The sequence below is a fragment of the Paenalcaligenes niemegkensis genome (genome assembly GCF_022230885.1).
In the GTDB taxonomy this organism is placed as follows: Bacteria; Pseudomonadota; Gammaproteobacteria; order Burkholderiales; family Burkholderiaceae_B; genus Paenalcaligenes; species Paenalcaligenes niemegkensis.
On the sequence record NZ_JAKGCT010000004.1, the window covers coordinates 371189 to 397114 of the forward strand.

At 52.1% G+C, this 25926-nt stretch carries 15 protein-coding genes and 6 pseudogenes; 12 read left to right on the top strand and 9 right to left on the bottom strand.

Features of this window, described 5'->3' with window-relative positions; all coding sequences use genetic code 11:
• Positions 1–11 precede the first annotated feature (11 nt).
• The 4 genes from pdxJ to L1889_RS05730 all read left to right on the top strand — a co-directional run bounded on the left by pdxJ (position 12) and on the right by L1889_RS05730 (position 3202).
• On the top strand, positions 12–746 hold the full coding sequence (pdxJ, locus tag L1889_RS05715) for a pyridoxine 5'-phosphate synthase (RefSeq protein ID WP_238664319.1): 735 nt from the start codon (positions 12–14) through the stop codon (positions 744–746).
• Positions 747–813: 67 nt separating this feature from the next.
• Complete coding sequence (locus L1889_RS05720) at positions 814–1398, top strand: nitroreductase family protein (RefSeq protein WP_238665866.1); 585 nt, start codon at positions 814–816, stop codon at positions 1396–1398.
• 139 nt (positions 1399–1537) lie between these two features.
• A complete protein-coding gene (locus tag L1889_RS05725; RefSeq protein WP_238664320.1) occupies positions 1538–1738 on the top strand; it encodes a heavy-metal-associated domain-containing protein in 201 nt (66 codons plus the stop codon).
• A 69-nt stretch (positions 1739–1807) separates the two neighbouring features.
• Positions 1808–3202, top strand: a complete 1395-nt coding sequence (locus L1889_RS05730) for a dihydrolipoyl dehydrogenase (RefSeq protein WP_238664321.1) — start codon at positions 1808–1810, stop codon at positions 3200–3202.
• 8 nt (positions 3203–3210) lie between these two features.
• Here the strand turns inward: L1889_RS05730 and L1889_RS05735 are convergent, their stop codons facing one another.
• Genes L1889_RS05735 through L1889_RS05755 form a run of 5 tightly spaced genes read right to left on the bottom strand, consistent with a single transcriptional unit; the run spans position 3211 to position 9147 of the window.
• Positions 3211–3813 (bottom strand): SCO family protein, encoded by a 603-nt coding sequence (locus tag L1889_RS05735; RefSeq protein ID WP_372871231.1) that lies wholly within the window; start codon positions 3811–3813, stop codon positions 3211–3213.
• A gap of 11 nt (positions 3814–3824) precedes the next feature.
• The gene (locus L1889_RS05740; protein ID WP_238664322.1) at positions 3825–5888 is read right to left on the bottom strand and encodes a M3 family metallopeptidase; all 2064 of its coding nucleotides are present in this window, start codon (positions 5886–5888) and stop codon (positions 3825–3827) included.
• A gap of 12 nt (positions 5889–5900) precedes the next feature.
• Positions 5901–6767 carry a bifunctional methylenetetrahydrofolate dehydrogenase/methenyltetrahydrofolate cyclohydrolase FolD gene (folD, locus tag L1889_RS05745; protein WP_238664323.1) on the bottom strand — a complete coding sequence of 289 codons (867 nt, stop codon included), beginning with the start codon at positions 6765–6767 and terminating at the stop codon, positions 5901–5903.
• Between the two features lie 2 nt (positions 6768–6769).
• Complete coding sequence (locus tag L1889_RS05750) at positions 6770–7393, bottom strand: response regulator transcription factor (protein ID WP_238664324.1); 624 nt, start codon at positions 7391–7393, stop codon at positions 6770–6772.
• On the bottom strand, positions 7390–9147 hold the full coding sequence (locus L1889_RS05755) for a PAS domain-containing sensor histidine kinase (RefSeq protein ID WP_238665868.1): 1758 nt from the start codon (positions 9145–9147) through the stop codon (positions 7390–7392). The genes L1889_RS05750 and L1889_RS05755 overlap by 4 nt, the downstream gene beginning before the upstream one ends.
• Before the next feature lie 253 nt (positions 9148–9400).
• Here L1889_RS05755 and aceE point away from each other — a divergent pair.
• The 7 genes and pseudogenes from aceE (at position 9401) to purF (ending at position 19927) form a co-directional block, all read left to right on the top strand.
• Positions 9401–12108 (top strand): annotated as a pseudogene (aceE, locus tag L1889_RS05760) (pyruvate dehydrogenase (acetyl-transferring), homodimeric type).
• Positions 12109–12119: 11 nt separating this feature from the next.
• Positions 12120–13819: pseudogene (gene aceF / locus L1889_RS05765) on the top strand (dihydrolipoyllysine-residue acetyltransferase).
• Positions 13820–13828: 9 nt separating this feature from the next.
• Entirely contained in the window at positions 13829–15610 is a 1782-nt protein-coding gene (gene lpdA / locus L1889_RS05770; RefSeq protein ID WP_238664325.1) for a dihydrolipoyl dehydrogenase, read from the top strand.
• An 89-nt stretch (positions 15611–15699) separates the two neighbouring features.
• Positions 15700–17091, top strand: a complete 1392-nt coding sequence (folC, locus tag L1889_RS05775; RefSeq protein WP_238664326.1) for a bifunctional tetrahydrofolate synthase/dihydrofolate synthase — start codon at positions 15700–15702, stop codon at positions 17089–17091.
• Between the two features lie 52 nt (positions 17092–17143).
• Positions 17144–17929, top strand: coding sequence for an SPOR domain-containing protein (locus tag L1889_RS05780; RefSeq protein WP_238664327.1), 786 nt, complete (start codon positions 17144–17146; stop codon positions 17927–17929).
• Positions 17926–18414: a CvpA family protein gene (locus L1889_RS05785; protein ID WP_238664328.1), complete on the top strand. Its 489-nt coding sequence runs from the start codon at positions 17926–17928 to the stop codon at positions 18412–18414. Before L1889_RS05780 ends, L1889_RS05785 begins: the two co-directional genes overlap by 4 nt.
• 24 nt (positions 18415–18438) lie before the next feature.
• A pseudogene (gene purF / locus L1889_RS05790) lies at positions 18439–19927 on the top strand (amidophosphoribosyltransferase).
• Positions 19928–19981: 54 nt separating this feature from the next.
• Here purF and L1889_RS05795 read toward each other — a convergent pair.
• From L1889_RS05795 to map, 4 genes and pseudogenes are all read right to left on the bottom strand, one after another.
• A pseudogene (locus L1889_RS05795) lies at positions 19982–20472 on the bottom strand (disulfide bond formation protein B).
• Positions 20473–20556: 84 nt separating this feature from the next.
• Positions 20557–21260: pseudogene (locus tag L1889_RS05800) on the bottom strand (MarC family protein).
• Positions 21261–21280: 20 nt separating this feature from the next.
• Positions 21281–23838, bottom strand: a pseudogene (locus L1889_RS05810) ([protein-PII] uridylyltransferase).
• A gap of 9 nt (positions 23839–23847) precedes the next feature.
• Complete coding sequence (gene map / locus L1889_RS05815; protein WP_238664331.1) at positions 23848–24660, bottom strand: type I methionyl aminopeptidase; 813 nt, start codon at positions 24658–24660, stop codon at positions 23848–23850.
• A gap of 474 nt (positions 24661–25134) precedes the next feature.
• Here map and rpsB point away from each other — a divergent pair, with 474 nt between their 5' ends.
• A complete protein-coding gene (gene rpsB / locus L1889_RS05820; protein ID WP_238664332.1) occupies positions 25135–25911 on the top strand; it encodes a 30S ribosomal protein S2 in 777 nt (258 codons plus the stop codon).
• Positions 25912–25926 lie beyond the last annotated feature (15 nt).

A 25926-nucleotide genomic window follows, 5' to 3' on the forward strand; every position in this document is an offset into this window, starting at 1 on the left:
GGTTACAGGGAATGATTGAACTAGGCGTTAATATTGACCACGTCGCCACATTACGTCAGCAAAGGCTGACAGTCTATCCCGACCCGCTGGTTGCTGCGCAGCGCGCAGAGGAAGCGGGTGCCGATCTGATTACTTTGCACTTACGCGAAGACCGACGTCATATTCAGGACGCCGATGTCTTCGCCATGCGGCCGCTCCTGCGTACACGCATGAATCTGGAATGTGCTATTACCCATGAAATGCTGGATATCGCTTGTCAGGTTAAGCCACAAGATGTGTGTCTCGTGCCTGAAAGCCGTCACGAGCTAACCACTGAAGGCGGCCTGGATGTACTCGGGCATTTTGATGAGGTAAAACGGGCTGTATCGCAACTGGCCAATGCAGGGATACGAGTCTCGCTTTTTATTGATGCTGATCCTGCCCAAATTGAAGCGGCCCATAAAGTCGGTGCTACAGTCATCGAGTTGCATACGGGTTGCTATGCTGATGCACAGACTCCTGAGGACGCCGAAGCCAAATTAGCGCGCATCACAGCGGGCGCTGCTGCCGGTGTTTCATTAGGCATGCGAGTGAACGCAGGACACGGTCTGCATTATGGCAATGTGCAAGCCGTGGCATCTGTACCTGGCATCGCTGAGTTGAACATCGGACACGCTATCGTCGCACAGGCGGTCTTTGACGGATGGGAAAAAGCAGTACGCGACATGAAAGCCCTTATCGTCACTGCGACTAAACAGTACGTTTAGCGTTCTATTATTAAAATGGGCAGAGCTCACACTCGCTTAGACGAGTGTTCACGTTTTATTGTTAAGGATTTATATGTCCGTAGTTTCTACCTTACTTAGCCGTAACTCGGTTAAATTCGTCAAAGGCCCTGCCCCAAAGCAGGCTGATCTTGAGCAGATTCTGCAAGCGGCCATGGTGGCTCCTGATCATGGCCGCTTGCGTCCGTGGCGTTTTAAACTGATTCGTGATGAATCGGTACAAGCTTTGGGCGAACTGGCTATCCGCACGGCTGAAGCCGATGGTAAGCCGCTTACCGATCAAAAAGCCGCCTCGGTGCGCATGTGGTTAAAAAACGTACCGCTACTGGTGGCGGTTGCATGCCAAATCGATCACAGCGATGAAAAAATTCCCGAGTCCGAGCGTTTGCTGGCCACCGGGGCAGGGGTGATGAATATTCTTAATGCAGCTCATGCACTTGGCTATGGAGCCTACTGGAGTACTGGTTTGGGTACGTACTCACATACCGTGCCTGAAGAGCTGGGTTTTGACGAGCTTGATTATCGTTTTATGGGCTTTGTCGCGCTGGGAACGTTGCCAGAACGAGTCCCCACAAAAGAGCGTCCGTCATTTGAAGAGTTTGTATCCGAGTGGAAGCCTGGCTCCGATCTGTAAAGCTTTCTACTCTCTTCACTCGGGCTGCCAAGAATAGGGCAGTCCAGGCGGCTGTCTCCGTTGCCCACCGCCACGGGAATGTTCCGTACAGTGGGGCAAAAGCGCATCGCTTTTTTAGTCTGCAGAGAAAAGGTATCACATGAAGTATGAATTTATTATTCCGGACATGACATGTGGTCATTGTGTAAAAACCATAACCGAAGCGATCCATTCAGTAGCCCCACAAGCCGTGGTCAGCGCCGATCCGGCGACTCACTGGCTTACCGTCGAGGCCGTTGACGATGCCCAGTCCGTGATGATGACGATTCAGGCGGCGGGCTATTCGCCGCAGTGGGTGTAGCGGCACTGTTCAGAATAGACCTTCAGCCTTAAATCATGCTGGTGACAGTTTCGCATTACGAGGGGTATTATGAAAGACGTACAGGTCGATGTAGCGATTATCGGTGCAGGAACAGCAGGAATGACAGCCTATCGTTCAGTAGTCAGGGCTGGAAAAACCGCATTACTTATTGAAGACGGACCTTATGGTACAACTTGCGCCCGGGTAGGGTGCATGCCATCGAAACTATTGATTGCTGCTGCCGATGCAGCACATGCAGTCGCATCGGCAAGCGCGTTCGGGGTCCACATCGATGGCAAAGTACGAATTGACGGGGCTGAAGTAATGCAGCGTGTTAAGCGCGAACGTGATCGCTTTGTAAGCTTTGTACTTGATGATGTGGAAGCGATTGATGAAAAATACCGTTTGCGGGGTACAGCCAGTTTCATCGACGGAGAGCATCTTGGTGTGGGTGGCCATACGCGGGTTCGGGCCAAGGCATTTGTGATTGCTACCGGTTCATCGCCTGTCATTCCGGGCGAATTAACGGCGCTGGGTGATAGAGCAATCGTCAATGATGATGTCTTTTACTGGGATGACCTGCCACGGAGCATCGCTATATTGGGTTCCGGGGTAGTCGGGATAGAGCTGGGCCAGGCGTTGGCCAGACTGGGTGTAGAGGTCACCGTCATTAACCGAAGCGAAAATCTGGCAGGTATGCAGGATCCAGCCGTCAGGAAGGCTGCCCGCGAGGCTTTCGAGCCTGAGTTTACGATGATGTCTTCGACCACAGTACAGACCGCTACTCGCCTGACTAAAGGTGTAGAGCTACAGCTTAAGAACGGTGATAGCGAATTCGCGCTGCAGGCAGATCTCGTGCTGTGTGCCACCGGACGCCAGGCTAATTTATCTGCGCTTTCTTTAGAGCGCACCTCTGCAGCATTGGATGAAAAGGGCATGCCTGAATTTGATCCTGCAACACTGCAAATTAAAACAGATTCTTCCTCTTCAGCCCTATTTTTCGCCGGTGATGTTAACGGCCTAAGCCCCGTTTTGCATGAGGCGGCTGATGACGGCCGTTTTGCGGGTGAAAATGCAGTCCGCTGGCCCGAGCCAGCTATTGCCCATGAACGTCGTGCGCCTATGGGTATCGTATTTAGCGATCCGCAAATAATGAGCGTAGGTACGAGGTTTAAGCAGTTGCCCGGCGATGTGCTGATTGGCGAAGTCAGCTATGTTAATCAGGGTCGGGCACGAGTGATGCTTAAAAACACTGGCATGCTTCGTGTGTATGCTGATGCGCGGACAGAGCAGTTTTTAGGCGCTGAAATGGCGGGGCCTGCAGCAGAGCACACGGCACATTTACTGGCCTGGTGCCTGCAGCAGAAGCTGACTATCAGCCAAATGCTGGCGATGCCATTCTATCATCCTGTAACCGAGGAAGGGTTGCGAACAGCGCTACGAGGAGCGCGTAAAAAAGACTAAGCCTAGGCTTACAGCAGCTCGCGTACTGCCTCAGCCAGTCGTTCAACCGATTCAGAGTCTGAGGCCAGTATCTGGGCCTTGCCTTTGTCATCAAAGATATATATACCGCGACTGTGTGCGACATCGTAATGTTCGATGTTATCGGTTTTTGGTTTTTCAATTTGATAAGCAACCCGATAGCGGCGTGCCAGATTCGCGATATTGCGTTCGGTACCGGTCAGGCCAATAGCGTTGGTGTCAAAAGCATCGACGTAACTCTGTAAAATTTCAGGGGTGTCGCGGTGAGGATCCACGCTGACAAATAGAACCCTTACCTTATCTCCGTCATCGCCAAGCTGGTTTACGACCTCCGATAGCTGCGCCATGGTGGTGGGGCAAATGTCCGGACAGCTTGCATAACCAAAGAACATCAGAACGATCTTGCCTGAGAAGTCGTCCTGGGTAACCGTTGCATTCTCGGCTGTAGTCAGTTCAAAGCGCAAGTCAGGTAAGAAACCACGAACTGGATGTAAGCTGGATTCAGCCAGCGCCAGTGCAGAGAACATGGCAGATGAGGCAAGCAGCCCGCCTGCTATTACACGTTTGATCCATACGCTGCATTGTTCCTGCATGGCAATTTCCTTTAACGAATGTGCATGCCGCTATGACGCAATAACGCGTCGATGGAAGGCTCGCGACCACGGAATGCTAAAAACGACTCTGCGGCGGGTCGCTCGCCACCGATGGCGAGAACCTCGTCCAGAAAACGCTTTCCAGTGGCACTTACCAGTGTGTCTCTGGTGCCGTCATCCGACGTAAGGGCGTCTTCTTCGAAGGCTTCATAGGCATCGGATGAGAGGACTTCTGCCCATTTGTAGCTGTAATAACCAGCTCCGTAGCCACCAGCAAATAAATGCGAAAAGGCATGTGGGAAGCGGTGCCATTCGGGCGGAGTGATGACGGCGACTTCTTTACGTACCGTATCTAATATTTTAAGCACCTCGGAGATGTTCAGGCCTTGAGGCTGGTCATGAATCAGCATATCGAACAGTGAAAACTCAAGCTGTCTGACCATTTGCATGCCACTCTGGAAATTCTTCGCAGCAAGCAGCTTTTCGTAAAGCGCATACGGCAGCGGTTCAGCGCTAACGACATGGCTGGACAGCTGCTGTACTACAGGCCATTCCCAGCAGAAGTTTTCCATGAACTGGGAGGGGAGTTCAATGGCATCCCACTCTACAGCAGAGAACGCAGACGCACTGGGCTCGTCGACGGTGGAGAGCAAGGCGTGCAAGGCGTGTCCGCTTTCGTGGAAAAGCGTAATGACATCGTCGTGCGTAAGCAGCGCAGGGTTATCGGCCTGGGGCGCACTGAAGTTGCAGACCAGGTAAACCACGGGCAAAATTAAGCCATCGGCGCTGAGTCGACGGCTGCGCTCACCGTTAACCCAGGCACCGCCTTGCTTGCCGGTACGCGCATAGAGATCAATGTATAGATGACCCAGGGTTTTTCCGGTTGGGTCTTTCACGTCGTAGGCAGTAACGCTGGGGTGCCAGACCGATGCTGTTGTAGCTTCAAAGCTGACATTGAACAGCCGATTAACGACATGAAACAAGCCGTTCAATACCTGTGGTTCAGTAAAGTATTGTTTAACCTCGTCTTCAGAATAGGCGTAACGCTCTTGACGCAATCGTTCGGCAGCAAAAGCCATGTCCCAGGGCTGAAGATCGGCTATGCCCAGTTGCTTCTGAGCGAATTCACGTAATTGCGTTAAATCGGCCTGGGCGAAGCTGATCGCTTTGGAGGCCAAGGTGCGCAAAAAAGCCAGAACCTGCTCGGGGCTGTCAGCCATACGGGTTTCAAGGCGCATATGAGCATAGCTAGCGAAGCCGAGTAGCTGCGCTTCTTCAGCCCTTAGACTTAAAAGTTCTTCAATGGACGCCGAGTTATCGAGCTTGGGCTTATCTGCCTGATCAGAGGCAACCGTTGCGTAAGCTTTATAAAGCTGGGCACGAAGTTCGCTGCTTTCTGCATATTGCATCACCGGCAGATAGCAGGGCATTTTCAAGTTCAGCAACCAGCCTTTTTTACCGGCGGCTTCAGCGGCATCGCGGGCGGCGTTCTGCACATCTTCAGGAATACCTTTAAGTGTACCGTGGTCTTCAACCAGCAATGTCCAGCTATCAATGCTATCGAGTACATTTTCGGAAAAACGCTGTGATGCTGCAGCCTGTTGTTCAGAAAGCTCTGCATAGCGTTCGCGGTCATTTCCTTGCAGCTCGACGCCACTTAAACGGAAGTCGCGTAAAGCCAGATTCAATACACGTTGCTGAACTGGCTTTAAGGTTTCGTATTCCGGGCTCGCAACCAGTGCTTTATAGTGCCGATAAAGGGCTTCATTCAAGCCAACCCAGGTGGAAAACTCGGTAACCTTGGGCAGACAGTCATTGTACGCGTCGCGAAGCTCAGGTGTGTTGATGACCGAGTTCAAATGGCCGACAATGGTCCACGAACGCCAAAGCTCTTCCGTTGCGTCGTCCAGGGCTGCTACAACAGAGTCCCAGGTGCTATGGGGCTGATGTGCGATCTGATCGACGGCTACTTTGGCCTGATCCAATAGCTGCTCAATGGCTGGGGCTACATGCTCGGCTTTGATATCGGCATAAGCGACCAGTTGATCTATAGGTGTAAGTAATGGATTGCTCATTGATCTCTAGTGTTAGCTTTGTGCTGCCCGACGTTCGGCGGCTTCAAGGGTGTTGACCAGCAACATTGCAATAGTCATGGGTCCAACGCCTCCGGGTACTGGAGTGATTGCGCCGGCAACGCCAAGGGCGCCGGCAAAGTCGACGTCACCAGCCAGTTTTCCGGTTTCGAGACGATTAATACCCACGTCAATGACGACTGCCCCTGGCTTGATCATGTCTGCAGTAATCATATTGGGGCGACCCACGGCAGCCACCAGCACGTCAGCTCGCCGGGTCTGTGCCGCCAAATCACGGGTTTTGGAGTTGCAAAGGGTGACTGTAGCGCCAGCCGCCAATAGCAGCATTGCCATCGGTTTTCCTACGATGTTGCTCGCGCCTACAACGACCGCTTCAGCTCCTCGCAAATTGATTTGCTCTGATTCGAGCATTTTCATGATTCCGTAGGGTGTGCATGGACGAAATAAAGGTTTTCCTGTCATGAGCAGGCCTGCATTGCTGATGTGAAAACCGTCTACATCTTTAGATGGAGAGATGGTCTCAATGACTTTATGTTCATCGAGATGAGACGGCAACGGTAACTGAACCAGAATACCATCTACTGTTTCATCGCTATTCAGGCGGCTAATGAGTGATAGCAGATCGTGCTCGGAAGTCTGCTCCTCAAGACGAATAACATCGGATTTGATCCCCGCTTTTTCGCAGGCTATCGCTTTATTTCGGACATACACGTGCGAGGCAGGATCATCACCTACCAATACTACGGTTAAACCAGGGCGAATGCCGCGCTGAGTCAAAGCCTGAACTCGTAAGGCGACATCTTCACGCACGGTTTGCGCCAGTGCGTTACCTGAAATGATCCTTGCGCTCGTACTACACATGATTAGGCTTCTCCGGTTTTAGTCAGCGCGATTTTCATGAGATCGGCGACTGTGGTGACTTCAAGTTTTTCCATGATATTGGCGCGATGCGCCTCTACCGTTTTGATGCTGATGTTAAGGTCGCCTGCAATTTGCTTATTGAGGCGTCCGGCAACGATGCGCTCAAGCACCTGCTGTTCGCGGGCTGTAAGGCGGGCAAGTACCTCGTCGTGAGTGCGCTTTGCCTGTGCCTGGCTGGCGCGCTCAGTGGCTTGATCCATCATGCGTGCCACGATGGCACGAAGGTCGGCTTCGTTGAAGGGCTTCTCAAGAAAATCAATAGCGCCTTTTTTCATGGTGGTGACGGCCATAGGCACATCACCATGGCCAGTGATAAAGACGATTGGGATAGGGGCTTTGCGTGCAATTAAGGCTTCTTGCAGTTCCAGGCCGCTCATGCCTGGCATACGCACGTCAACAATCAACACGCCAACCTGAGCAGGATCATAAGCACTAAGGAACTCTTCTGCCGCTGGATAGCACTTCACGCGGTACCCGTTAGCTTCGAGTAGCCAGCGCAAGGAATCGCGTACGGCTTCATCATCATCTACGATAAAAATTGTGCAGGGAGTCTGGGTGCTGCTCATGCTTGTATCTCCTTGGGTTCATTGGTAGCGGGAGGCGTTTGTGACGCCGCACACGGTAAAGTGAAGCGAAATATCGTGCCACCTTCGGGGTTCTCGCTTGCCCACAAGCGACCGTGGTGTGACTCGATAATAGTCCTACAAATATTCAAACCCATTCCCAAGCCTTCAGATTTGGTACTGTAGAAAGGCTCGAAAAGACGTTCTGGATATTTCAGGCCGTAGCCTCTATCGATAACAGCAACCTCTAGCATGTCTTCATAAGCGGTAATATTTACATGCAAAATATGATAGTCGCTTCCTTCCATGGCTTCCACGCCATTTTTTAATAGATTCAATAATACCTGTTCAATCAGAATCGGATCTGCCATGACTTCGGGGAGCTCGGCCGGTAGGCTTACCTGAATATCAATCTGGCGCTTGCGTGCGTCGATATCGGCAAAGCTTACGGCATTCTCGATAATCTGCAGAATGCCTACTGACTGGCGGCGAGGTTCGCTACGCTTTACGAATTCGCGGATACGGCTGATGATTTTTCCGGCACGCTCGGCCTGGCTGGCAGCTTTTTCAAGCGCCTCAATTAGCTGCTCGGGCTGTGCTCTGCCGCTACGCACCATCGCTACCGCACCCATGCTGTAGTTGCTGATGGCAGTGAGAGGCTGGTTTAGCTCGTGGGCTAGCGACGAAGCCATTTCGCCCATAGTGGTCAAGCGGCTGGTCAACTGCACCTTTTCCTGTTGCACGCGTGAGGCCTCTTCATGTTTGCGTCGTTCGGTGATGTCCCGTGCGACTTGCAGGCGAACCCGCCGACCGTCTGTCCAGGCTAACATGCGATGATGCACTTCGAACCAGCGCTGCGCTGAATTCGAGAAGTTTTCGACGGTCTCATCGGTAAACCGTCCCATGCGCCCGCCTAATAATTCAGCATGCCCCGTAGACTGAGCACCAAAAAACCGCCTGTAGGTTCGGTTCGCAAACAATAGTTCCAAACCTTCAGGGGTGTCGGCCACCACGGAGATCGCATCGTCAAGGCCTTCGAGCACAGTCATGAAGCGCTCATGCGCTGCGGTCAGGGCTTCGCGTATGCGTTTGGGCTCGGTGATATCAGTCATGGAGGTCATCCAGCCAATTTGCTCACCATTTGGATCGCGTAACGGCGACACATACATACGGGCCGTAAAGCGGGATCCATCGCGCCGCTGGGCCTCGACCTCGAGGCCGCTTCCAGGGGTACGGCCGGACATCAAAAGATCGAGGATCTCTTGATGATGAGGATGTCGTCCGGGCAGCCAATAGGGAAAGGGCGCGGTTCGGCCAATAAGATCAGCTTCATTCCAGCCTATCATGCGACAGAACGCCGGGTTTACATAAGCAATGCGTCCATGCATGTCGAAGACGCGCATGCCGGTAGACATCGAGTTTTCCATGGCACGGCGAAAACTGGTTTCGGCAATAACCGCCGCCTCGGCCCGTGTTCTGAAACGTGTATAGCGCCATAGCGCCAACAAGCTGAAGACAATGACAAAGGACAGGGCGACAATAACCATCATCAGGCGTTGCTGACGGGTCTCTTGGTCGATGGTTACAAACATGACGCTGTCGCTTTGCAAGCGTTGCAACCAGATAAAAACACCCATTACGCACAAATAAAGGCCCAGTACGATGACTGGAGTAAGCCAATACAGTCCACGACGGTTTTGCCGCGCCTGGTCGTAAAAGGTTGTAGGAATCAGTGACTTTTTAGTAGGATTTGCCATGACATCATCAATAAGGTCTGGAAGCATTGTAAGCGCTAACGCTCACTATGATTTTTCACATTATAAAAACTATTATCATAAAATGAAATTTTGCTTGAGTGCACCCCGGTAATTTCCTAGAATGGGTTGAGTTAAGGGCAAGATCTGCCTAAACCGTTTGCGGTCCGAATACCCTGACATCGTCTGATAAGCAAAGATTAGAAAGCCACAGCGTTGTCGAAGCGGACTCATATTCAATAATTGGAGACGCCATATGTCCTCTCTTGACCAAGTCAGTAATGCGGCAAATGTCGACAGCGACGCTGCCCTTGAAACCCAAGAATGGCTCGAGGCGCTAGAAGCGGTTCTCGATCGTGAAGGCCCTGACCGGGCACACTTTCTGATCGAGCGCCTTACAGACCTAGCGCGGCGTTCGGGATCAAACATCCCTTACAGCCCACATACTGCCTATTTAAATACAATTCCCGCTGGCCTCGAGCCAGCTCATCCAGGCGATTTGGCAATTGAAGAGCGCATTCGTTCTTATATTCGCTGGAACTCAATGGCGATGGTCGTTAAGGCTAACGAAGAGACTCCGCCGGATGGTGGTGGCCTAGGTGGACATATTGCTTCCTTCGCCTCGCTTGCAACCATGATTGGCTGCGGCCAGAATCACTTCTGGCACGCTGAAAGCGAAGACCATGGGGGTGATCTTGTGTATTTCCAAGGTCATACTTCTCCTGGCATGTATGCACGTGCGTTTCTAGAGGGCCGCATCAGCGACGATCAGCTTGATAATTTCCGTCAGGAAGTCGATGGTAAAGGCCTGCCGTCTTATCCGCATCCCAAGCTGATGCCCGAGTTCTGGCAATTCCCGACCGTCTCCATGGGCCTGGGCCCGCTGATGGGTATTTATCAGGCACGATTCCTTAAGTATTTGCACGCTCGTGGCATTCAGGATACCGCCGGCCGTAAAGTGTGGGTGTTCCTGGGCGACGGTGAAATGGACGAGCCCGAATCCCTGGGGGCCATTGGTGTTGCAGCTCGAGAAGGTCTGGACAACTTAATCTTTGTGGTTAATTGTAATTTGCAGCGGCTGGACGGACCAGTGCGTGGCAACAGCAAAATCATCCAGGAGCTGGAAGGTACTTTCCGTGGAGCAGGGTGGAATGTCCTCAAGCTTATTTGGGGTGGTTACTGGGATCCTCTACTGGCGCGTGACAAAGAAGGCATCTTGCGCAAAGTCATGGAAGAAACCATCGATGGCGAATACCAGGCGTATAAAGCTAATGATGGCGCCTATGTGCGCGAGCATTTCTTCGGCAAACATCCCAAGCTGCTCGAAATGGTCAGTCGCATGAGCGATCAGGATATTTGGCGTCTGAACCGTGGTGGTCATGATCCCAACAAGGTGTTTGCTGCTTTTGACGCGGCGGTGAAGCACGAGGGACAGCCTACCGTGATTCTTGCGAAAACCATCAAGGGTTATGGCATGGGGCACGTAGGACAGGCGAAAAACCCGAGTCATCAGCAAAAGAGTCTTGATGTAGAGGCCATTCGCGAATTCCGTGATCGCTTCAATATCCCGATTCCTGATGATAAATTGGCAGAATTACCGTACTTCAAACCGGCCGAAGATTCGCCCGAGATGAAATACCTGCATGCGCGCCGTCAGGCCCTGGGTGGCTATTTGCCCAAGCGCCGTGTGAAAGCTGACGAAACGCTACCCACACCCGCTTTGGAAGTGTTCAAGGCTACGCTGGACGCAACCGCTGAAGGCCGTGAAATTTCAACGACCCAGGCATTCGTGCGGGTATTGAACCAGTTGCTGCGTGATAAAAACCTGGGTCCGCGTATTGTGCCTATTCTGGCCGACGAGTCCCGTACCTTTGGTATGGAAGGGTTATTCCGCCAAATTGGTATCTATTCTCCGGTAGGACAAAAGTACACGCCGGTCGATAAAGACCAGGTGATGTATTACCGCGAAGACAAAAAAGGCCAATTGCTGCAAGAAGGCATCAATGAGCTAGGTGCATTCAGTTCATGGATTGCGGCTGCGACGTCATACTCCAGCAACAATAAAATCATGATTCCTTTCTTCATCTACTACTCCATGTTTGGTTTCCAGCGATTTGGCGACCTGGCTTGGGCAGCAGGTGATATGCAGGCTCGTGGTTTTGTATTGGGTGGCACAGCGGGGCGTACCACGCTAAACGGCGAAGGCCTGCAGCACGAAGATGGCCATAGTCATATCCAGTCATCTTTAATTCCTAATTGCGTGTCCTACGATCCTACTTTCGCGCACGAAGTGGCAGTCGTTATCCGGGATGGTTTACGTCGGATGGTCGAGAACCAGGAAGATGTCTACTACTACATCACGCTGATGAACGAAAACTACGCTCAGCCGGGGCTCAAAGAGGGCGATGAAGAGGGTATTCTGCGTGGAATGTACAAGTTCAAGTCTGTAGGAAAAGACGATCTGCGTGTACAGTTGATGGGTTCAGGTACCATTTTGCGCGAAGTCATTGCCGCTCAGGAATTGCTTGAAAAAGACTGGGGGTAGGTTCTGATGTCTGGAGTGTTACCAGTTTCACCGAACTGCGCCGCGATGGTTTGGACTGCGAGCGTCACTCGCTGCTGAACCCTGAAGACAAGAAAGCGCCTGTGCCGTATGTTACTCAGAAGCTGTTGGAAACCAGCGGTCCTATTGTTGCTTCTACCGACTACGTTAAAGCCTTTGCCGATCAGATCCGTTCTTTCGTTCCTAAAGATCGCACTTACCGTGTCTTGGGTACCGACGGCTATGGTCGCTCCGATTACCGTTACAAGCTACGTGAACACTTCGAAGTTGATCGTCATTTTGTGGTGCTGAGCGCTTTGCGCGCTTTGGCCGACGAAGGCAAATTGCCCATGAGCAAAGTGACGGACGCCATTAAAAAATATGGTATCAACCCGAACAAAGCCAATCCGCACCACGCTTGAGGGCCAGATAAATGAGTAATATTATTGAAGTTGTCGTTCCTGACATTGGCGATGATGGCGAAGTCGATGTTATTGAGCTGCTGGTTGCTGTCGGTGACACCGTCGAGGTAGACCAGAGCTTGATTACTGTTGAGTCCGACAAGGCGTCGATGGAAATCCCATCCTCCCATGCAGGTGTCGTGACAGCACTAAAGGTCAATATTGGCGATAAAGTTAAGCAAGGCTCGTTAATTCTGGAAATCGATGCCGCTGCACAAGACTCAGCCAAGCAGGAAGAGCCGGCTGAAAACGAAGCGGCAAAAGAGGCTAAAGTTGCAGAGGCCGACACTGAAAAGGCGGAACAGGCTCCGGCCAAAGAAGCAAAAGCAGCGCCGGCCGCTACTGAAGAGCCGGTCACTGTACGCGTACCCGATATTGGCGATGCGCACGATGTAGACGTTATCGAAGTGCTGGTCTCGGTAGGTGATACCGTTGAGGCTGATCAAAGCCTGATCACACTGGAAACCGAAAAAGCGTCTATGGAAGTCCCGTCTTCGCATGCGGGCGTGATCACTGCCATTAGTGTCAAAGTCGGCGATACGGTAAGTCAGGGTTCTGATATTCTTGAGCTACGGGTTAGCGCCTCAGCAGCGCCAGCCCCGGAAAAGCAGTCTGACGATGTGGCTGCTGCACCCAAAACTGAAAAAGCCGCCCCTGCTGTTGTGAGTTCTGAAGCGGGTGTTGCGGCTTCGGAGTCTCCTGTTCGCGAATCTCCAACCTCGGCATTTGCTGAAGCCGACGTGCCGCTACGCAATTTACCTCACGCCTCTCCTTCAGTGCGACTGTTTGCTCGCGAACTGGGCGTTAACCTCAGTCTGGTCAGTGGGTCAGGTGCGAAGGGGCGTATCACTCCAGACGACGTGCGCAAGTACGTTAAAGAAGCCTTGGCTAAAGGTGCCGGCTCCGCAAGTGCAGCCCCAACTGGTGGCGTGGGGGTGGGCTCGAGGTACTGGCGTGGCCTAAGGTCGATTTCAGCCGTTTTGGTGAGTTCGAGGCGAAACCGCTTTCGCGTATCAAGAAAATTTCAGGCGCTAACCTGCATCGTAACTGGGTCATGATTCCCCATGTCACCAATAACGAACAGGCAGATATCACTAGCCTTGAGGCGTTCCGAAAGCAGCTAAATGAAGAAGGTAAAAAGGCCGGTACGCGCGTCACCATGCTGGCTTTCCTGATCAAGGCAGTAGTCGCTGCCCTGAAGAAATTTCCGGAATTTAATGCTTCGCTGGATGGCGATAACCTGATTCTGAAGAAATACTTCAATATTGGCTTTGCTGCCGACACACCCAACGGTCTGGTCGTACCGGTTATTCGCGATGCTGACAAGAAAGGCATTCTCGAAATTGGTCAGGAAATGAACGAACTGGCGGGCCTTGCGCGCGACGGGAAGTTATCTGCCGCGCAAATGCAGGGAGGGTGTTTTACTATCTCTTCATTGGGCGGTATTGGCGGCACCGACTTTACCCCGATCATCAATGCCCCTGAAGTGGCCATTATGGGTGTCTCGCGTTCGTCGATGCAGCCGGTCTGGAACGGTAAAGAGTTCGAGCCGCGTTTGATGCTACCGTTATCGTTGTCATACGATCACCGTGTTATTGATGGGGCTGCGGCTGCCCGTTTCAATGCCTTCCTGGCAGAGCTGCTGGCCGACTATCGTCGAATCGTGCTTTAAGGAGCAAACATGAGCGTAGTAGATCTTAAGGTTCCGGATATAGGTGATTCCGGCGACGTTACGGTCATCGAGCTACTGGTCAACGTCGGTGACTCTATCGACGTTGAGCAAAGCCTGATCACTGTAGAGTCCGATAAAGCCTCCATGGAGATTCCAGCCGAACAAGCAGGTGTCGTTAAAGAACTGCTCGTTAAGCTTGGTGACAAGGTTTCCGAAGGTTCGCCCATTGTTCGTATCGAAGCGCAGGAGACCGTGCAGACCAAGCAATCAGAGCCAGCCAAGCAAACTGAACCCGCTCCTGAGGTCCAGACATCTGCGGCGCCTGCAGCGGCTAAAGCGGTTGAGGCCCCGTCTGCGTCCACTCACAGTGGGGATGTCGATGCTGAGTACGACGTGGTCGTTTTGGGCTCGGGCCCTGGTGGATACTCAGCGGCGTTTCGAGCTGCCGACCTGGGGCTGAAAGTCGCTTTGGTAGAGCGTTATCCAACGTTGGGTGGCGTTTGCCTGAACGTTGGCTGCATTCCTTCTAAAGCGCTGTTGCATACAGTGGGGGTGTACGAAGCTGCTAAGGAAATGACCACGCAAGGCATCAGCTTCGGCGAGGCCAAAATTGATATCGACGCCATGCGTGGATACAAAGAGAAGGTCATCGGCAAGCTGACTACTGGCTTGGCCGGCATGGCCCGCGCGCGTAAGGTGACGGTGGTCAATGGCGTCGGACGCTTTCTTGACCCTCATCATCTTGCAGTGCGTACCGAGGGCGATGACGAGCAGGTGCTGAAGTTCAAATCTGCGATTATCGCCGCAGGCAGTGAGTCGGTTAAGTTGCCTTTTCTGCCTAAGGATCCACGGGTTGTCGATTCAACCGGTGCATTAGAGCTTGCCAATATTCCCGGCAAGATGCTGATCATTGGCGGCGGTATTATCGGCCTGGAAATGGGCACCGTGTACTCAGCATTGGGCACACGTCTTGATGTGGTTGAAATGCAGTCCAATCTCATGCAAGGTGCTGACCGTGAGGCGGTCAAGGTATGGGATAAAATGAACGCCCATCGATTTGATCACATTATGCTGAACACCCGCACGGTTTCTGCAGAGGCTAAGGATGACGGTATTTGGGTAAGCTTCGAGGGTGACAAGGCCCCGGCAGAGCCTCAGCGTTATGATTTGGTTCTACAAGCTGTAGGCCGTTCACCAAACGGTAACAAAATTGATGCTGATAAAGCCGGCGTTGCTATTACTGATCGCGGCTTTATTAATGTTGATAAGCAGCAGCGCACGAATGTGGCTCATATCTACGCTATTGGTGACATTGTGGGTCAACCCATGTTGGCTCATAAAGCGGTACATGAAGCTCACGTGGCCGCCGAGGTTATCGCCGGTCAGAAAAGTTTCTTTGATGCCCGTGTGATTCCTTCGGTAGCTTATGTTGATCCAGAGATTGCGTGGGTCGGCATTACCGAAGAAGAAGCCAAGGCTGATGGTATAGCTGTCGAAAAAGGCTTCTTCCCCTGGCAGGCTTCAGGCCGTGCGATTGCCAATGCCCGCGACGAGGGCTTCACCAAGCTGTTGTTTGATGCTGAAACCAAACGCATCCTGGGTGGCTCTATCGTCGGAACCGGGGCTGGAGATCTGATCAGTGAAGTGGCCTTGGCCATAGAAATGGGAGCAGATTCGGTGGATATTGCCAAAACCATTCATCCGCATCCTACGCTGGGCGAGTCGGTGGGAATGGCGGCCGCTGCAGCCTTGGGTGCATGCACCGACATACCGCCTGTGCGTCGCAAGTAAACACGTATTGAAACCACGTTTGATCTGACGCAACCTAACGGCAGGTGCTATTATCAGCACCTGCCGTTTTGTTTATTGAAGTCTATAAAATGCCTAACCCCAACTTGAATGCCAGCAGTCCACTTGATCAGTGGCTTCATTATCTGGAAACCTTGCACCCCAGCGAAATTGACTTGGGCTTGGCCCGCATTAAGGACGTCGCGAAGGAGCTTGATCTGCGGACGCCATATCTCAAAATTACGGTAGGTGGCACTAACGGCAAGGGATCAACGTGCGCCATATTGGAAGCAATCCTGCAGGCGGCAGGCTATAAGACGGGTGTGTATACCTCTCCTCACCTGGTTCATTACAACGAACGAATCCGGGTTAATGGGGCGATGGCGACCGACGCTCAAATTGTTGAGCAGTTTCATCGTATTGAACAGGCTCGCGGAACAACCAGCCTTAGCTATTTCGAGTTTGCCACTCTTAGTGCACTTTTACTGTTCCAGCAAGAGGGCGTCGATGTCGGCGTGCTGGAAGTCGGACTCGGAGGCAGACTGGATGCTGTCAATATGGTGGATACCGATTGCGCCATCATTACCAGTATCGATATTGATCATATAGCCTATCTAGGCGATTCACGTGAGCAGGTGGGTTTCGAGAAAGCGCATATCTTCAGGGCGGGGGTACCGGCTATCTGCGCCGATCCATTGCCGCCAGATTCAGTAAAAGCCTATGCTGATAAAATTGGTGCCGATTTCTGGCAGTTTGGTACTGACTTTAATTATTCCGGCGATGCACAGCAATGGGCATTTGGCGGCCGTGATCATCGGCGTGCAGGTCTTGCCTATCCGTCGTTACGTGGCATAAATCAGTTGCTGAATGCTTCCGCTGCGCTCGCTGCACTCGAAGCCTTGCGTCTGAAATTACTGGTTCCGGCTCAAGCCGTTCGGGAAGGGCTGCATCGTGCAGCGGTAGCAGGGCGACTACAGATATTGCCTGGCGAACCGACTACTGTGCTGGACGTGGCCCATAACCCTCACGCGGCAGGAGCCTTGGCACAAAATCTGGACCAAATGCCGTCAACCGGGCGTACACTAGCAGTGGTTGGCATGCTTAACGATAAAGATGTGGCAGGTGTGCTTCGGCTACTGATTGATCGTATTGATGCTTGGTATTGTGCCTCGCTCACAGGCAACCGTGGGCTCAAAGGTCAAGAACTGTCAGCCTTGGTTAAGGCCGCCACACAGTTAGGGCCTACCCAGCGTAGTATTGTGGATCGTTCCGGAGCTCCCGGAAAAGAGCATAAACCTACAGTCAAACCCGCTGCTGGCCGTCGCATCAACTATTTTGATAGCGATATACTCGTTTTTAACAGTTCGGTAGAGGCATACGAGCAAGCCCTAAAAGATGCTCAGCCCAATGATAGAATTCTGGTTTTCGGATCATTTGCTACGGTAGGCCCGGTGCTAGAGCATCTAGGGCGTGATCCGGCATGATATTGCTTGCATCCTGTGGGGTGCGTCGTTTTTTTTAATGGATTTCAGTTAAATGGGACTGTTTTCAACCAAAGAGTCGTCCAGTGCCAATCGCCGCACTTCGAGTGATGCTCAAATACGTGAAATGCGTAGTCGCGCCCGTCGGCGGCTTATCGGCGCATTGGTCTTGGTGTTAGGGGCGATTCTAGTCGTTCCTTTCCTGACCTCAAATGAGCCGGAACCTGAACAAAATCAGATGCTCGCGGTAATACCTACGCCTCCTGCAATCCAGCCTCCGGAGCAGCTGGCACAAGCTCCGGCTGCTCCGAATCCTCAGCCTCTTGACCCGGTACAGGACGAAGCGGATACGCTTATTGACTCTCCTGCCATTCTCGAACCCGAGGTAACTGCGCCGCTACCTGAGCCAGAGGAATCGCCCCCACCGAAAGTACCCGAGCCCAAGCCAGCGCCAACGCCTGCTCCGAAGCCAGCAGCAGAAAAGCCTGCCGAGCCCAAGCGCCCCAGCGCTACAGAGCGTACCGATGATGGCGCCGTAGCTTTGGCCCTGCTCGAAGGACGTACACCGCCGACAACCGCACGAGCCACACCAGCAGCTGCGCCAAAAGGTAATTTCATTCTGCAGATTGTGGCTTACTCTTCCGAAACTGAAGCCCAGTCTCGACGCAACCAACTGGTGTCAGCGGGTGTAACCAATGCGTATGTAGAAACCGCAAACTCCGGCGGGAAAGCGACTTATCGTTTACGCGTGGGGCCTTTCCCAACTCGCGAGGCCGCGCAGGCTGCGCAAACGCGTCTGCGGTCCCTAGGTTACGAGAACAGTTTTATATCGACTAAGTGACAAGTTTTGATTATCTAATCCTGGGCATACTGGCCGCATCAAGCCTGGTGGGCTTGGCACGCGGCCTGCTCAAAGAGCTTCTGTCGCTGATTGCTTACGTAGTGGCGTTCATGGCCGCCATTTGGTGGAGTCCAACGGCGGCGAGCTGGATGTCCGGCTTTATTGAGAACTCCCTTGTGCGTACAGGCGTTGCCTACGCTGCAGTGTTTATCATCACCTTACTGCTTTTCGGCCTGCTCAACATGACCTTGTCCGCTTTGATCGAGCACACTGGCCTGGGTCTGGCTGATCATGGCTTTGGCGCTATTTTTGGCTTACTGCGCGGACTGGTCTTCTCGTTGTTGCTGGTTATCCTGGCAGGTTACACCCAATTGCCAGAAGAGCCCTGGTGGAAAGAAGCCAGGCTTTCGGGTGCGGCAGTCAAGGGTGTACAGAATTTAAAACAGTTTATACCGCCATCTTTGGCGTCATGGCTACCTTATTAAGCACCTAGCAGGGGAATATTTATTATGTGTGGAGTCGTTGGGGTCGCAGGTCGTGGTCCCGTCAATCAGCTGATCTATGACAGCTTGCTGCTTTTGCAGCACCGCGGCCAGGACGCAGCTGGTATCAGCACCTTTAACGAAAGCTTTTTCACACTCACCGTGGCCCGGGCCTGGTCCGAGACGTATTCAGAACCCGAAACATGCGTGGCTTGTCTGGCAATGCCGGACTTGGTCACGTAAGATACCCCACAGCTGGTGAGGCCGATAACATTGAAGAGGCCCAGCCTTTTTACGTAAATGCTCCTTTTGGCATCAGCTTTGTGCATAACGGCAATCTGACCAACTGGCGTAGTTTACGTGAAGAGCTTTTCAGTGTGGATCGCAGGCACATCAACACCAACTCCGATTCCGAAGTTTTGCTGAACGTCTTCGCCCACGAGCTACAGCTAGCTGCAGCCCAGGCCGATTTGACTGATGACGCGGTTTTCAAAGCGGTAAGTTCCGTGCACCGAAGGGCCAAGGGTGCCTATGCTGTTATTGCTCAGGTTGCGAGTTTCGGCATGGTTGCGTTCAGGGATCCAAATGGAATACGCCCGCTATGCTTAGGCAAGCGCGAAACTGATCTGGGAGTAGAGTGGATGGTCGCCTCAGAGTCTGTCGCTTTAACAGGCTGCGAGTTTGATCTGGTGCGCGACATCAACCCGGGCGAAGCCATTTTCATTGATTTAGACGGAAACCTGAGCAGTCGGCAATGCGCCGACCAGCCGCGTCTGGTGCCTTGTGTATTCGAATACGTATATTTTGCACGTCCCGATTCAACCTTAGATCAAATCTCTGTCTACGACGCCCGTCTGAACATGGGCGAATATCTAGGGGACAAACTTGCCAAGACCTTGAGGCTTGGCGATATTGATGTTGTCATGCCGATTCCTGATTCATCACGCCCCTCTGCGATGCAGCTGGCATCTCGCTTGAACCTGAGCTATCGTGAAGGATTTATCAAGAATAGATACATTGGCCGTACATTTATCATGCCCGGCCAAGCGGTACGGAAAAATCAGTTCGACAAAAGCTGAGTGCTATACCAATGGAGTTCAAGGGCAAGAATGTGCTTCTTGTTGATGATTCTATCGTTCGGGGGACCACCAGTCGGGAAATCGTGGAAATGGCGCGCTCGGCGGGTGCAAACAAGGTGTTCTTTGCCTCGGCGGCGCCGCCGGTACGCTTTCCTAACGTATATGGGATCGACATGCCTACGCATCGTGAGCTTATTGCCTCAGGCCGGGATGTAGAGCAAATAGCCAAAGAAATAGGTGTTGATGGCTTGGTCTACCAAGACTTAAGCGATCTGGAGCAGTCCTTGCGTGACATCAACCCGAAGATAGGACAATTTGATTCCTCTTGCTTTAATGGCCAGTATGTTACGGGCGATATCGACGAGGCGTATCTAGAGTCCTTGTTTCATGCGAATGAAGCCGTCAAGAGGCAGCAGCAAGCGGCACTGGACGATTAAAAGCGGGTAGCGGCTATCTAAAAAGCGACAGCAAATTGCTGTCGCTTTTTTTATTTAGTTTGAGCGCTGACGAATGCTGGTATAAAGCAGCAGCGCAAGGGTAAGGACAAATATTGCCATCCCCCATAGCGCGTACTCAAGACCTAGCAAGTGTACGCGGGCATCAATGCAAGTTGCGTAAATACCAAACAAAAAGGCAGACCTGACTCCAGGCCAGATTTGCTCATAATGGCATCTGCCAGGCTCAGGTCGCATGAGAAGCTGTTTGACGCCACGCTATATTGATACCATGCCGCTACTATCCCCCCGAGTGCTGCAACACTTCCTAGGCCGGCCAGCAGCTTAGCTGCCACTGCCTTCAAGCCGCCCGTAAGCAGTGCCGCCGCCAAGGCGCAGCCACCAACAACTAACAGCAACAGGCGCTGCAACACGCACCAGGCGCACGGCCGCATCCCAAAGCCATGCTGTGAAATCAATGCAATAATCACCGCACTAAAACACAGGATAGCGACGAGAAAGTAGTTAAATCGGGGATTGAAAGTCATGATCTGCTGTTATTAAAATGAAGAAGGGCAAAGGCGTTGTAGTGTTTGAGAGTAAGCTGCTTTTAGTATCCGCCTGGCCGCAAGCTAGCGGCCGGTTGTGTTGGATACTTGGATTAGCAGGTTGAGAATTAGTTCGTGCAAACCATCCCAGACAATTTGTACGCCTAGGCACAATAGTATAAAAGCCGAAAGACGCATGACGACAGCGGTTCCGTTTGAACCCAGCTTGTATAAAAACTGCGATGCAAAACGTAAACACAAATACACCACAAATGCAGCTGCGGCGAGCCCTGGCAGGGCGCCTGCCAGTTTGGTGGCACTCACTACTGCCGAATTGTCGTGCAGGGTCACGCCTACGGTCAGAGCGGCAGAAATCGACCCCGGGCCACACAGCATAGGGAAGGTCAGGGGGTAAAAGGCTTTGGATCGTACCTGCTCCCACGAGTATTGCCCGGCCATGTCCTGCGCATGACTGGCATCGAAGTCAGTGGCACTGACGAGCCTCCATGCCGTTGCAATAACCAGCAGCCCGCCACCGACCCGGATAATGGGAAGCGATATACCAAAAAATTCAACACGATATTGCCAGCCACCGTAGCCACGGCAAGCATGATGAAAATATTGATCGACACCCGTTTGGCCAGCTCAGTGCGTGCCGAGGTGGTCGCCCCTTCAGTGAGAGTCAGAAAAATAGGAGCAGCCGCCGGCGGATTCAGCATCGGCAGCAAGGTGGCGACGGTAAACAGAAAACTGCGACCAAAATCGAAAAATAAGGTTGAGCTATTCATGGTGGGGCACGCGTAAGGCGTTAAATGGCGTCACTGATTTGACGTTCGAATTGACGCAAAATCGCTGCATTGTGCAAGCGTTCGCTCTGGAGCAGGAAGCTATCTTCAACGCGTTCGCCCAGGGTCATGATTTTTGCGGATTTCAAGTCTATCTGATGATGTACGAATACGCGAGCCAAGTTAAACAATAAGCCCTTGCGGTCGGCGGTAACGATGCTTAAACGCCAAATGTGGCCATCTTGGTACGGACTCAGCTCAAAAGAGGGGGTAATGGGAAATGTACGAGCCTGTGTTGAGCTTGCTCCTACGTACTGCTTATCCAGAGATGCGGGCTCGTCTGCAGGAGCTACCAAGGCGCGTTCAAAATCGATTTTAAGCTTGTGATCCAGCTTGGCATCGTTCAATAATATCTGTGGCACCAGGACCACAAAGCTATCAAGTGCCCATCCGTGGGTGGTTGTATAGATGCGGGCATCTTGAATGCTAAGTGAGTACTGGTCAAAGAACGCACAGATTTCCATGAAAAGATCAGGGCGGTCCTGGGTGTATACCAGTACTTGACGAGTTTCCCCCGGCCCAAAGGGCGAGAGTAGACGACAGGCGCAGGGTTGAGCAACGCACCGTATAACGAGGCGGTATGCCAGATAATATCGCTGCTGTCATGGCGTAAGAAATAATCAAGATTAAGGACTGACCAGAAGTTGTCAATATCGCCTTGGTTAATGCCCTTCTTCAAGAGTGAAGTTATTGCTACGCTTTTTCGTTGGGCCAAGACTGTACTGGTCTGAAAGTTATCGTCGCCTAAGGCACGTCGGCTAAGATGATAGAGATCGTCAAGAAGCTTGGCTTTCCACGAGTTCCATATTGTTGGGCTTGTGCCCCGTATGTCGGCTACCGTCAGTAAATATAATGCGGTTAGGTTTTTTGTGCTTTTTACATGCCTTGCAAATTCAGCAACAACTTCCGGATTGCTGATGTCACGTTTTTGCGCCACGAGCGACATACTTAAGTGATCTTTTACTAAATACACGACCAATGCGGTGTCTTCGAGACTTAGTCCATGTTGATGGCAAAAGCGTTCGGCATCGACGGCGCCCAAGGCTGAATGGTTTCCGCCACGGCCTTTTGCTATATCGTGAAATAAGGCGGCAATATAAAGCAGCCAGTACTTATCAAAGTCAGTAGCTAGCTGGGTTGCCAGACTGTGATCGTGCGCATGTTCGGCCATTGTAAAACGACGTAAATTACGTATGACCATCAACGTATGTTGATCAACGGTATAGGCATGAAACAAATCATGCTGCATCTGACCTACGATTCGCCGGAAAACAGGCAGATAGCGAGGCAGAATATTAAGCATGGTCATTAGGCGCAAGGCCTGAACGACTCCTCTGGGCTGCTTGAAAACCTGTATGAATAATGATCTGTTTTTTGCACTAAGACGGAAATTTTCATCAATCAAGCGGCGGGCATGCCACAGTGCTCTTAAGGTTCTCGCGCTCATGCCTTGTAGTTGAGGATGTTGCTGCAAGTGCAGGAATGCGGTGAAAATCAGGCCAGGATTGTGCTGTATGGCCTGTTCGTCTTTTAGTTCGAGCCGATTGTTGGTGATCTCGAAATCATTATCAATGGTCGTAGGAAGTCGCTCGCTGGAAAAAAACAAACGTTCCTCAAGGCCCTGCATCAAAATGGTGTTTAACTGTGAAACCACCCGGGCAGCCCAATAGTAACGCTGCATCAAGTGTTCGCTTGCCAGGCGTCCGGGCGAGGGCTGAAAGCCGTAGACTTCAGCCAGCCTGGGCTGCAGGTCGAACAACAGGCGGTCTTCCGCTCGTCCGCAGAGCAAATGAAGTTCGATGCGTACACGCATAAAAGCCAGGCTGACGCGTCGTAGGGCGCGCAGTTCTGCCTCGGTCAGTAATTTGCTGGCCGCAATGTCACTCCAGGTTCGTCCCAGACCGGCAGCCTGGGCAAGCCACTGCAAAACCTGCAGGTCGCGCAGGCCTCCGGGAGATTCTTTGCAATTCGGTTCAAGGGCGTAGGGGGTGTCATGATAGCGATGGTGCCGTTGCCGCATCTCGACCCGTTTGGCCAGATAGAATGCCTGGGGGTCGATTTGATCATGAAGGCATTGACTAAGTTCTTCAGCGGCCCCTGGAAATCCGGCGATGCAGCGTAGCTCTAGCAAGGAGGTCTGGGTAGCGATGTCGGTCTGTGCTTCGTCGAGGCATTGCCCCAGTGTACGCACAGCATGGGCGGGCTTGAGGCCGATATCCCACATGGCCGCCAGCAAACGTTCGATAAGCTGGGTATCAGCCTGCCCGGGCTCTTCCTTGAGTAAAATCAGAATATCAATATCTGATTCGGGGTAGAGCTCTTGACGGCCATACCCGCCCACGGCACATAAGGCTGCGTGGGCGGGCAGGGAGTAGCTCATTAGTAACGCCCGGAGGGAGCGGTCTACAACATGGCTGAGCCGACGCAGCAGCAAATCGGGACGCCGGTTTCTCTCATAGCGGCTGAGTGCGCGCTGCCTATGTTTTAGATAGTTGTTCCGGTAAGTTTCAGGCGAGCTCATTGGAGGCCTTTAGCGCTTGAAGCCTTCTACGAAAGCCGGCGGTTCAGGCATTTCGGGCGACACCGTCAATACTTCGTAACCGGTTTCGGTAACTAAGATAGAGTGCTCCCACTGTGCAGAAAGACTGCGGTCCCGGGTGACGACGGTCCACTGATCGGGAAGTGTACGGATATCACGGCGTCCGGCGTTGATCATAGGCTCGATGGTAAAAATCATGCCTGGCTTCAAGACTTCGCCAGTGCCGGCCTTTCCGTAATGCAAGACCTGGGGGTCCTGGTGAAACTGCTGGCCTACGCCGTGCCCGCAGTATTCGCGCACCACAGAATAATTTCGACCTTCAGCATGCTGCTGAATAGCATGCGCCACGTCGCCCAGACGGGCACCGGGTTTGACCTGCTCTATACCCAGCCACATGCATTCGTAAGTGGTTTCGACTAGCCTGCGAGCCAAAATTGAAGGCTCGCCTACGTAATACATACGGCTGGTATCGCCGAACCATCCATCTTTGATTACAGTGACGTCGATGTTCATGATATCGCCGTTTTTCAATACCTTGTCGCTAGGAATACCGTGACAAATAACGTGGTTGATTGATGTGCAGATTGAACCAGGAAACGGCGGGTAGCCCGGAGGCGCATAACCTACAGTGGCCGACTTGACGTTTAAAGTGTTGGTGATGAAATCCATACATAGACGGTCAAGTTCGGCGGTGCTGATTCCAGCCTTGATATGCTCACTGAGAAAATCCAGGGTAGCTGCGGCAGCCTGACATGCTGCACGCATTTTGTCTAAATCTGTAGGGTCTGTGACAATAATGCTCATAGTGACTTGAATATATAGGTTAAAGAATAGTAGAATTATAGGCTTTCCTAAATTCTAGCTATAGCTTTTGGATCTTTATGCTCTAGGTTAGGGGATTAGGGATAGCTGGTTGTAGTAGTTTAATGTGCTTAATAGTGCTTAATGTCTGTATTGAGACACAGCGTAAAAGACTGCAACATAAAGAAGGCAGCAACAGTAGAGTTGGCTGCCTGGCAGGTTTAGCTTAAGCCCAAGGTTCTGTTTAGTGTAAACCTTGCGCTCGGCTTTAGGTACTAAAGTACCAAATTAGTATGGCGGTCGTAGCCGCCAGATCGTAGATCCGGGTTGTGAAGCAGTCGCAATTGCAATCAGCCCTGACTATTTAATAGTAGTAAATCGCGCGCCACTCGTCTCGGGGTGTCTGGGAACATACACAGTGTGTAGGGTCCTTACCGGATACAGAGCAGGTGCAAGAAAAAACCCTCGGAGAAAACCATGTCTTTAATGCGTGAAATGTTAGAAGCCGGTGTCCACTTTGGTCACCAGACCCGTTTCTGGAACCCAAAGATGGAGCAATACATCTTTGGCCAGCGTAACCGTATTCATATTATTAACCTCGAGAAAACCGTTGTTAATTATCTGGATGCACAGAAATTCATCAGCCAGTTGGCTGGTCGTGGTGGCAATGTGCTGTTTGTTGGTACAAAGCGTGCTGCTCGCGAACTCGTTGCAGCCGAAGCCGAGCGTTGCGGCATGCCTTACGTCGACAGTCGCTGGTTGGGCGGCATGATGACTAACTTCAAAACCGTAAAAACCTCCATTAAACGTCTAAAAGACATGGAAGTTCAGCTTGCCGATGGCGGCCTTGAGCGCATGACCAAAAAAGAAGGTCTGCTGTTCGAGCGCGAAATGGAAAAGCTGAATAAATCCATTGGTGGTATCAAAAACATGGGCAAACTGCCAGACGCCCTGTTTGTTATTGACGTCGGCTACCACAAAATTGCTATTGCAGAAGCACGCACCCTGGGCATTCCAGTCGTTGCTGTTGTCGATACCAACCACTCCCCAGAAGGCTTGGCTAAAGTGATTCCTGGTAACGATGACTCGGCCAAAGCCATTGCGTTGTACGCACGCGGCATGGCTGATGCTGTACTCGAAGGTCGCAACCAGGCGCTTAGCGGCTTGGTTGAAGAAATTCGTGAAGGCGAAGAGTTCGTTGAAGTTGAAGCTCCAGCTGAAGCTCAGCAGGAAGAAGCTGGCAGCGAAGAGTAATTCGCTAAAACCCTG

Bases quoted from the DNA above. Each gene is read 5' to 3' on its own strand.
- pdxJ (WP_238664319.1), top strand. From the start codon at position 12: ATGATTGAACTAGGCGTTAATATTGACCACGTCGCCACATTACGTCAG.
- L1889_RS05725 (WP_238664320.1), top strand. From the start codon at position 1,538: ATGAAGTATGAATTTATTATTCCGGACATGACATGTGGTCATTGTGTA.
- L1889_RS05730 (WP_238664321.1), top strand. From the start codon at position 1,808: ATGAAAGACGTACAGGTCGATGTAGCGATTATCGGTGCAGGAACAGCA.
- L1889_RS05735 (WP_372871231.1), bottom strand. From the start codon at position 3,813: ATGCAGGAACAATGCAGCGTATGGATCAAACGTGTAATAGCAGGCGGG.
- L1889_RS05740 (WP_238664322.1), bottom strand. From the start codon at position 5,888: ATGAGCAATCCATTACTTACACCTATAGATCAACTGGTCGCTTATGCC.
- folD (WP_238664323.1), bottom strand. From the start codon at position 6,767: ATGTGTAGTACGAGCGCAAGGATCATTTCAGGTAACGCACTGGCGCAA.
- L1889_RS05750 (WP_238664324.1), bottom strand. From the start codon at position 7,393: ATGAGCAGCACCCAGACTCCCTGCACAATTTTTATCGTAGATGATGAT.
- L1889_RS05755 (WP_238665868.1), bottom strand. From the start codon at position 9,147: ATGGCAAATCCTACTAAAAAGTCACTGATTCCTACAACCTTTTACGAC.
- lpdA (WP_238664325.1), top strand. From the start codon at position 13,829: ATGAGCGTAGTAGATCTTAAGGTTCCGGATATAGGTGATTCCGGCGAC.
- folC (WP_238664326.1), top strand. From the start codon at position 15,700: ATGCCTAACCCCAACTTGAATGCCAGCAGTCCACTTGATCAGTGGCTT.
- L1889_RS05780 (WP_238664327.1), top strand. From the start codon at position 17,144: ATGGGACTGTTTTCAACCAAAGAGTCGTCCAGTGCCAATCGCCGCACT.
- map (WP_238664331.1), bottom strand. From the start codon at position 24,660: ATGAGCATTATTGTCACAGACCCTACAGATTTAGACAAAATGCGTGCA.
- rpsB (WP_238664332.1), top strand. From the start codon at position 25,135: ATGTCTTTAATGCGTGAAATGTTAGAAGCCGGTGTCCACTTTGGTCAC.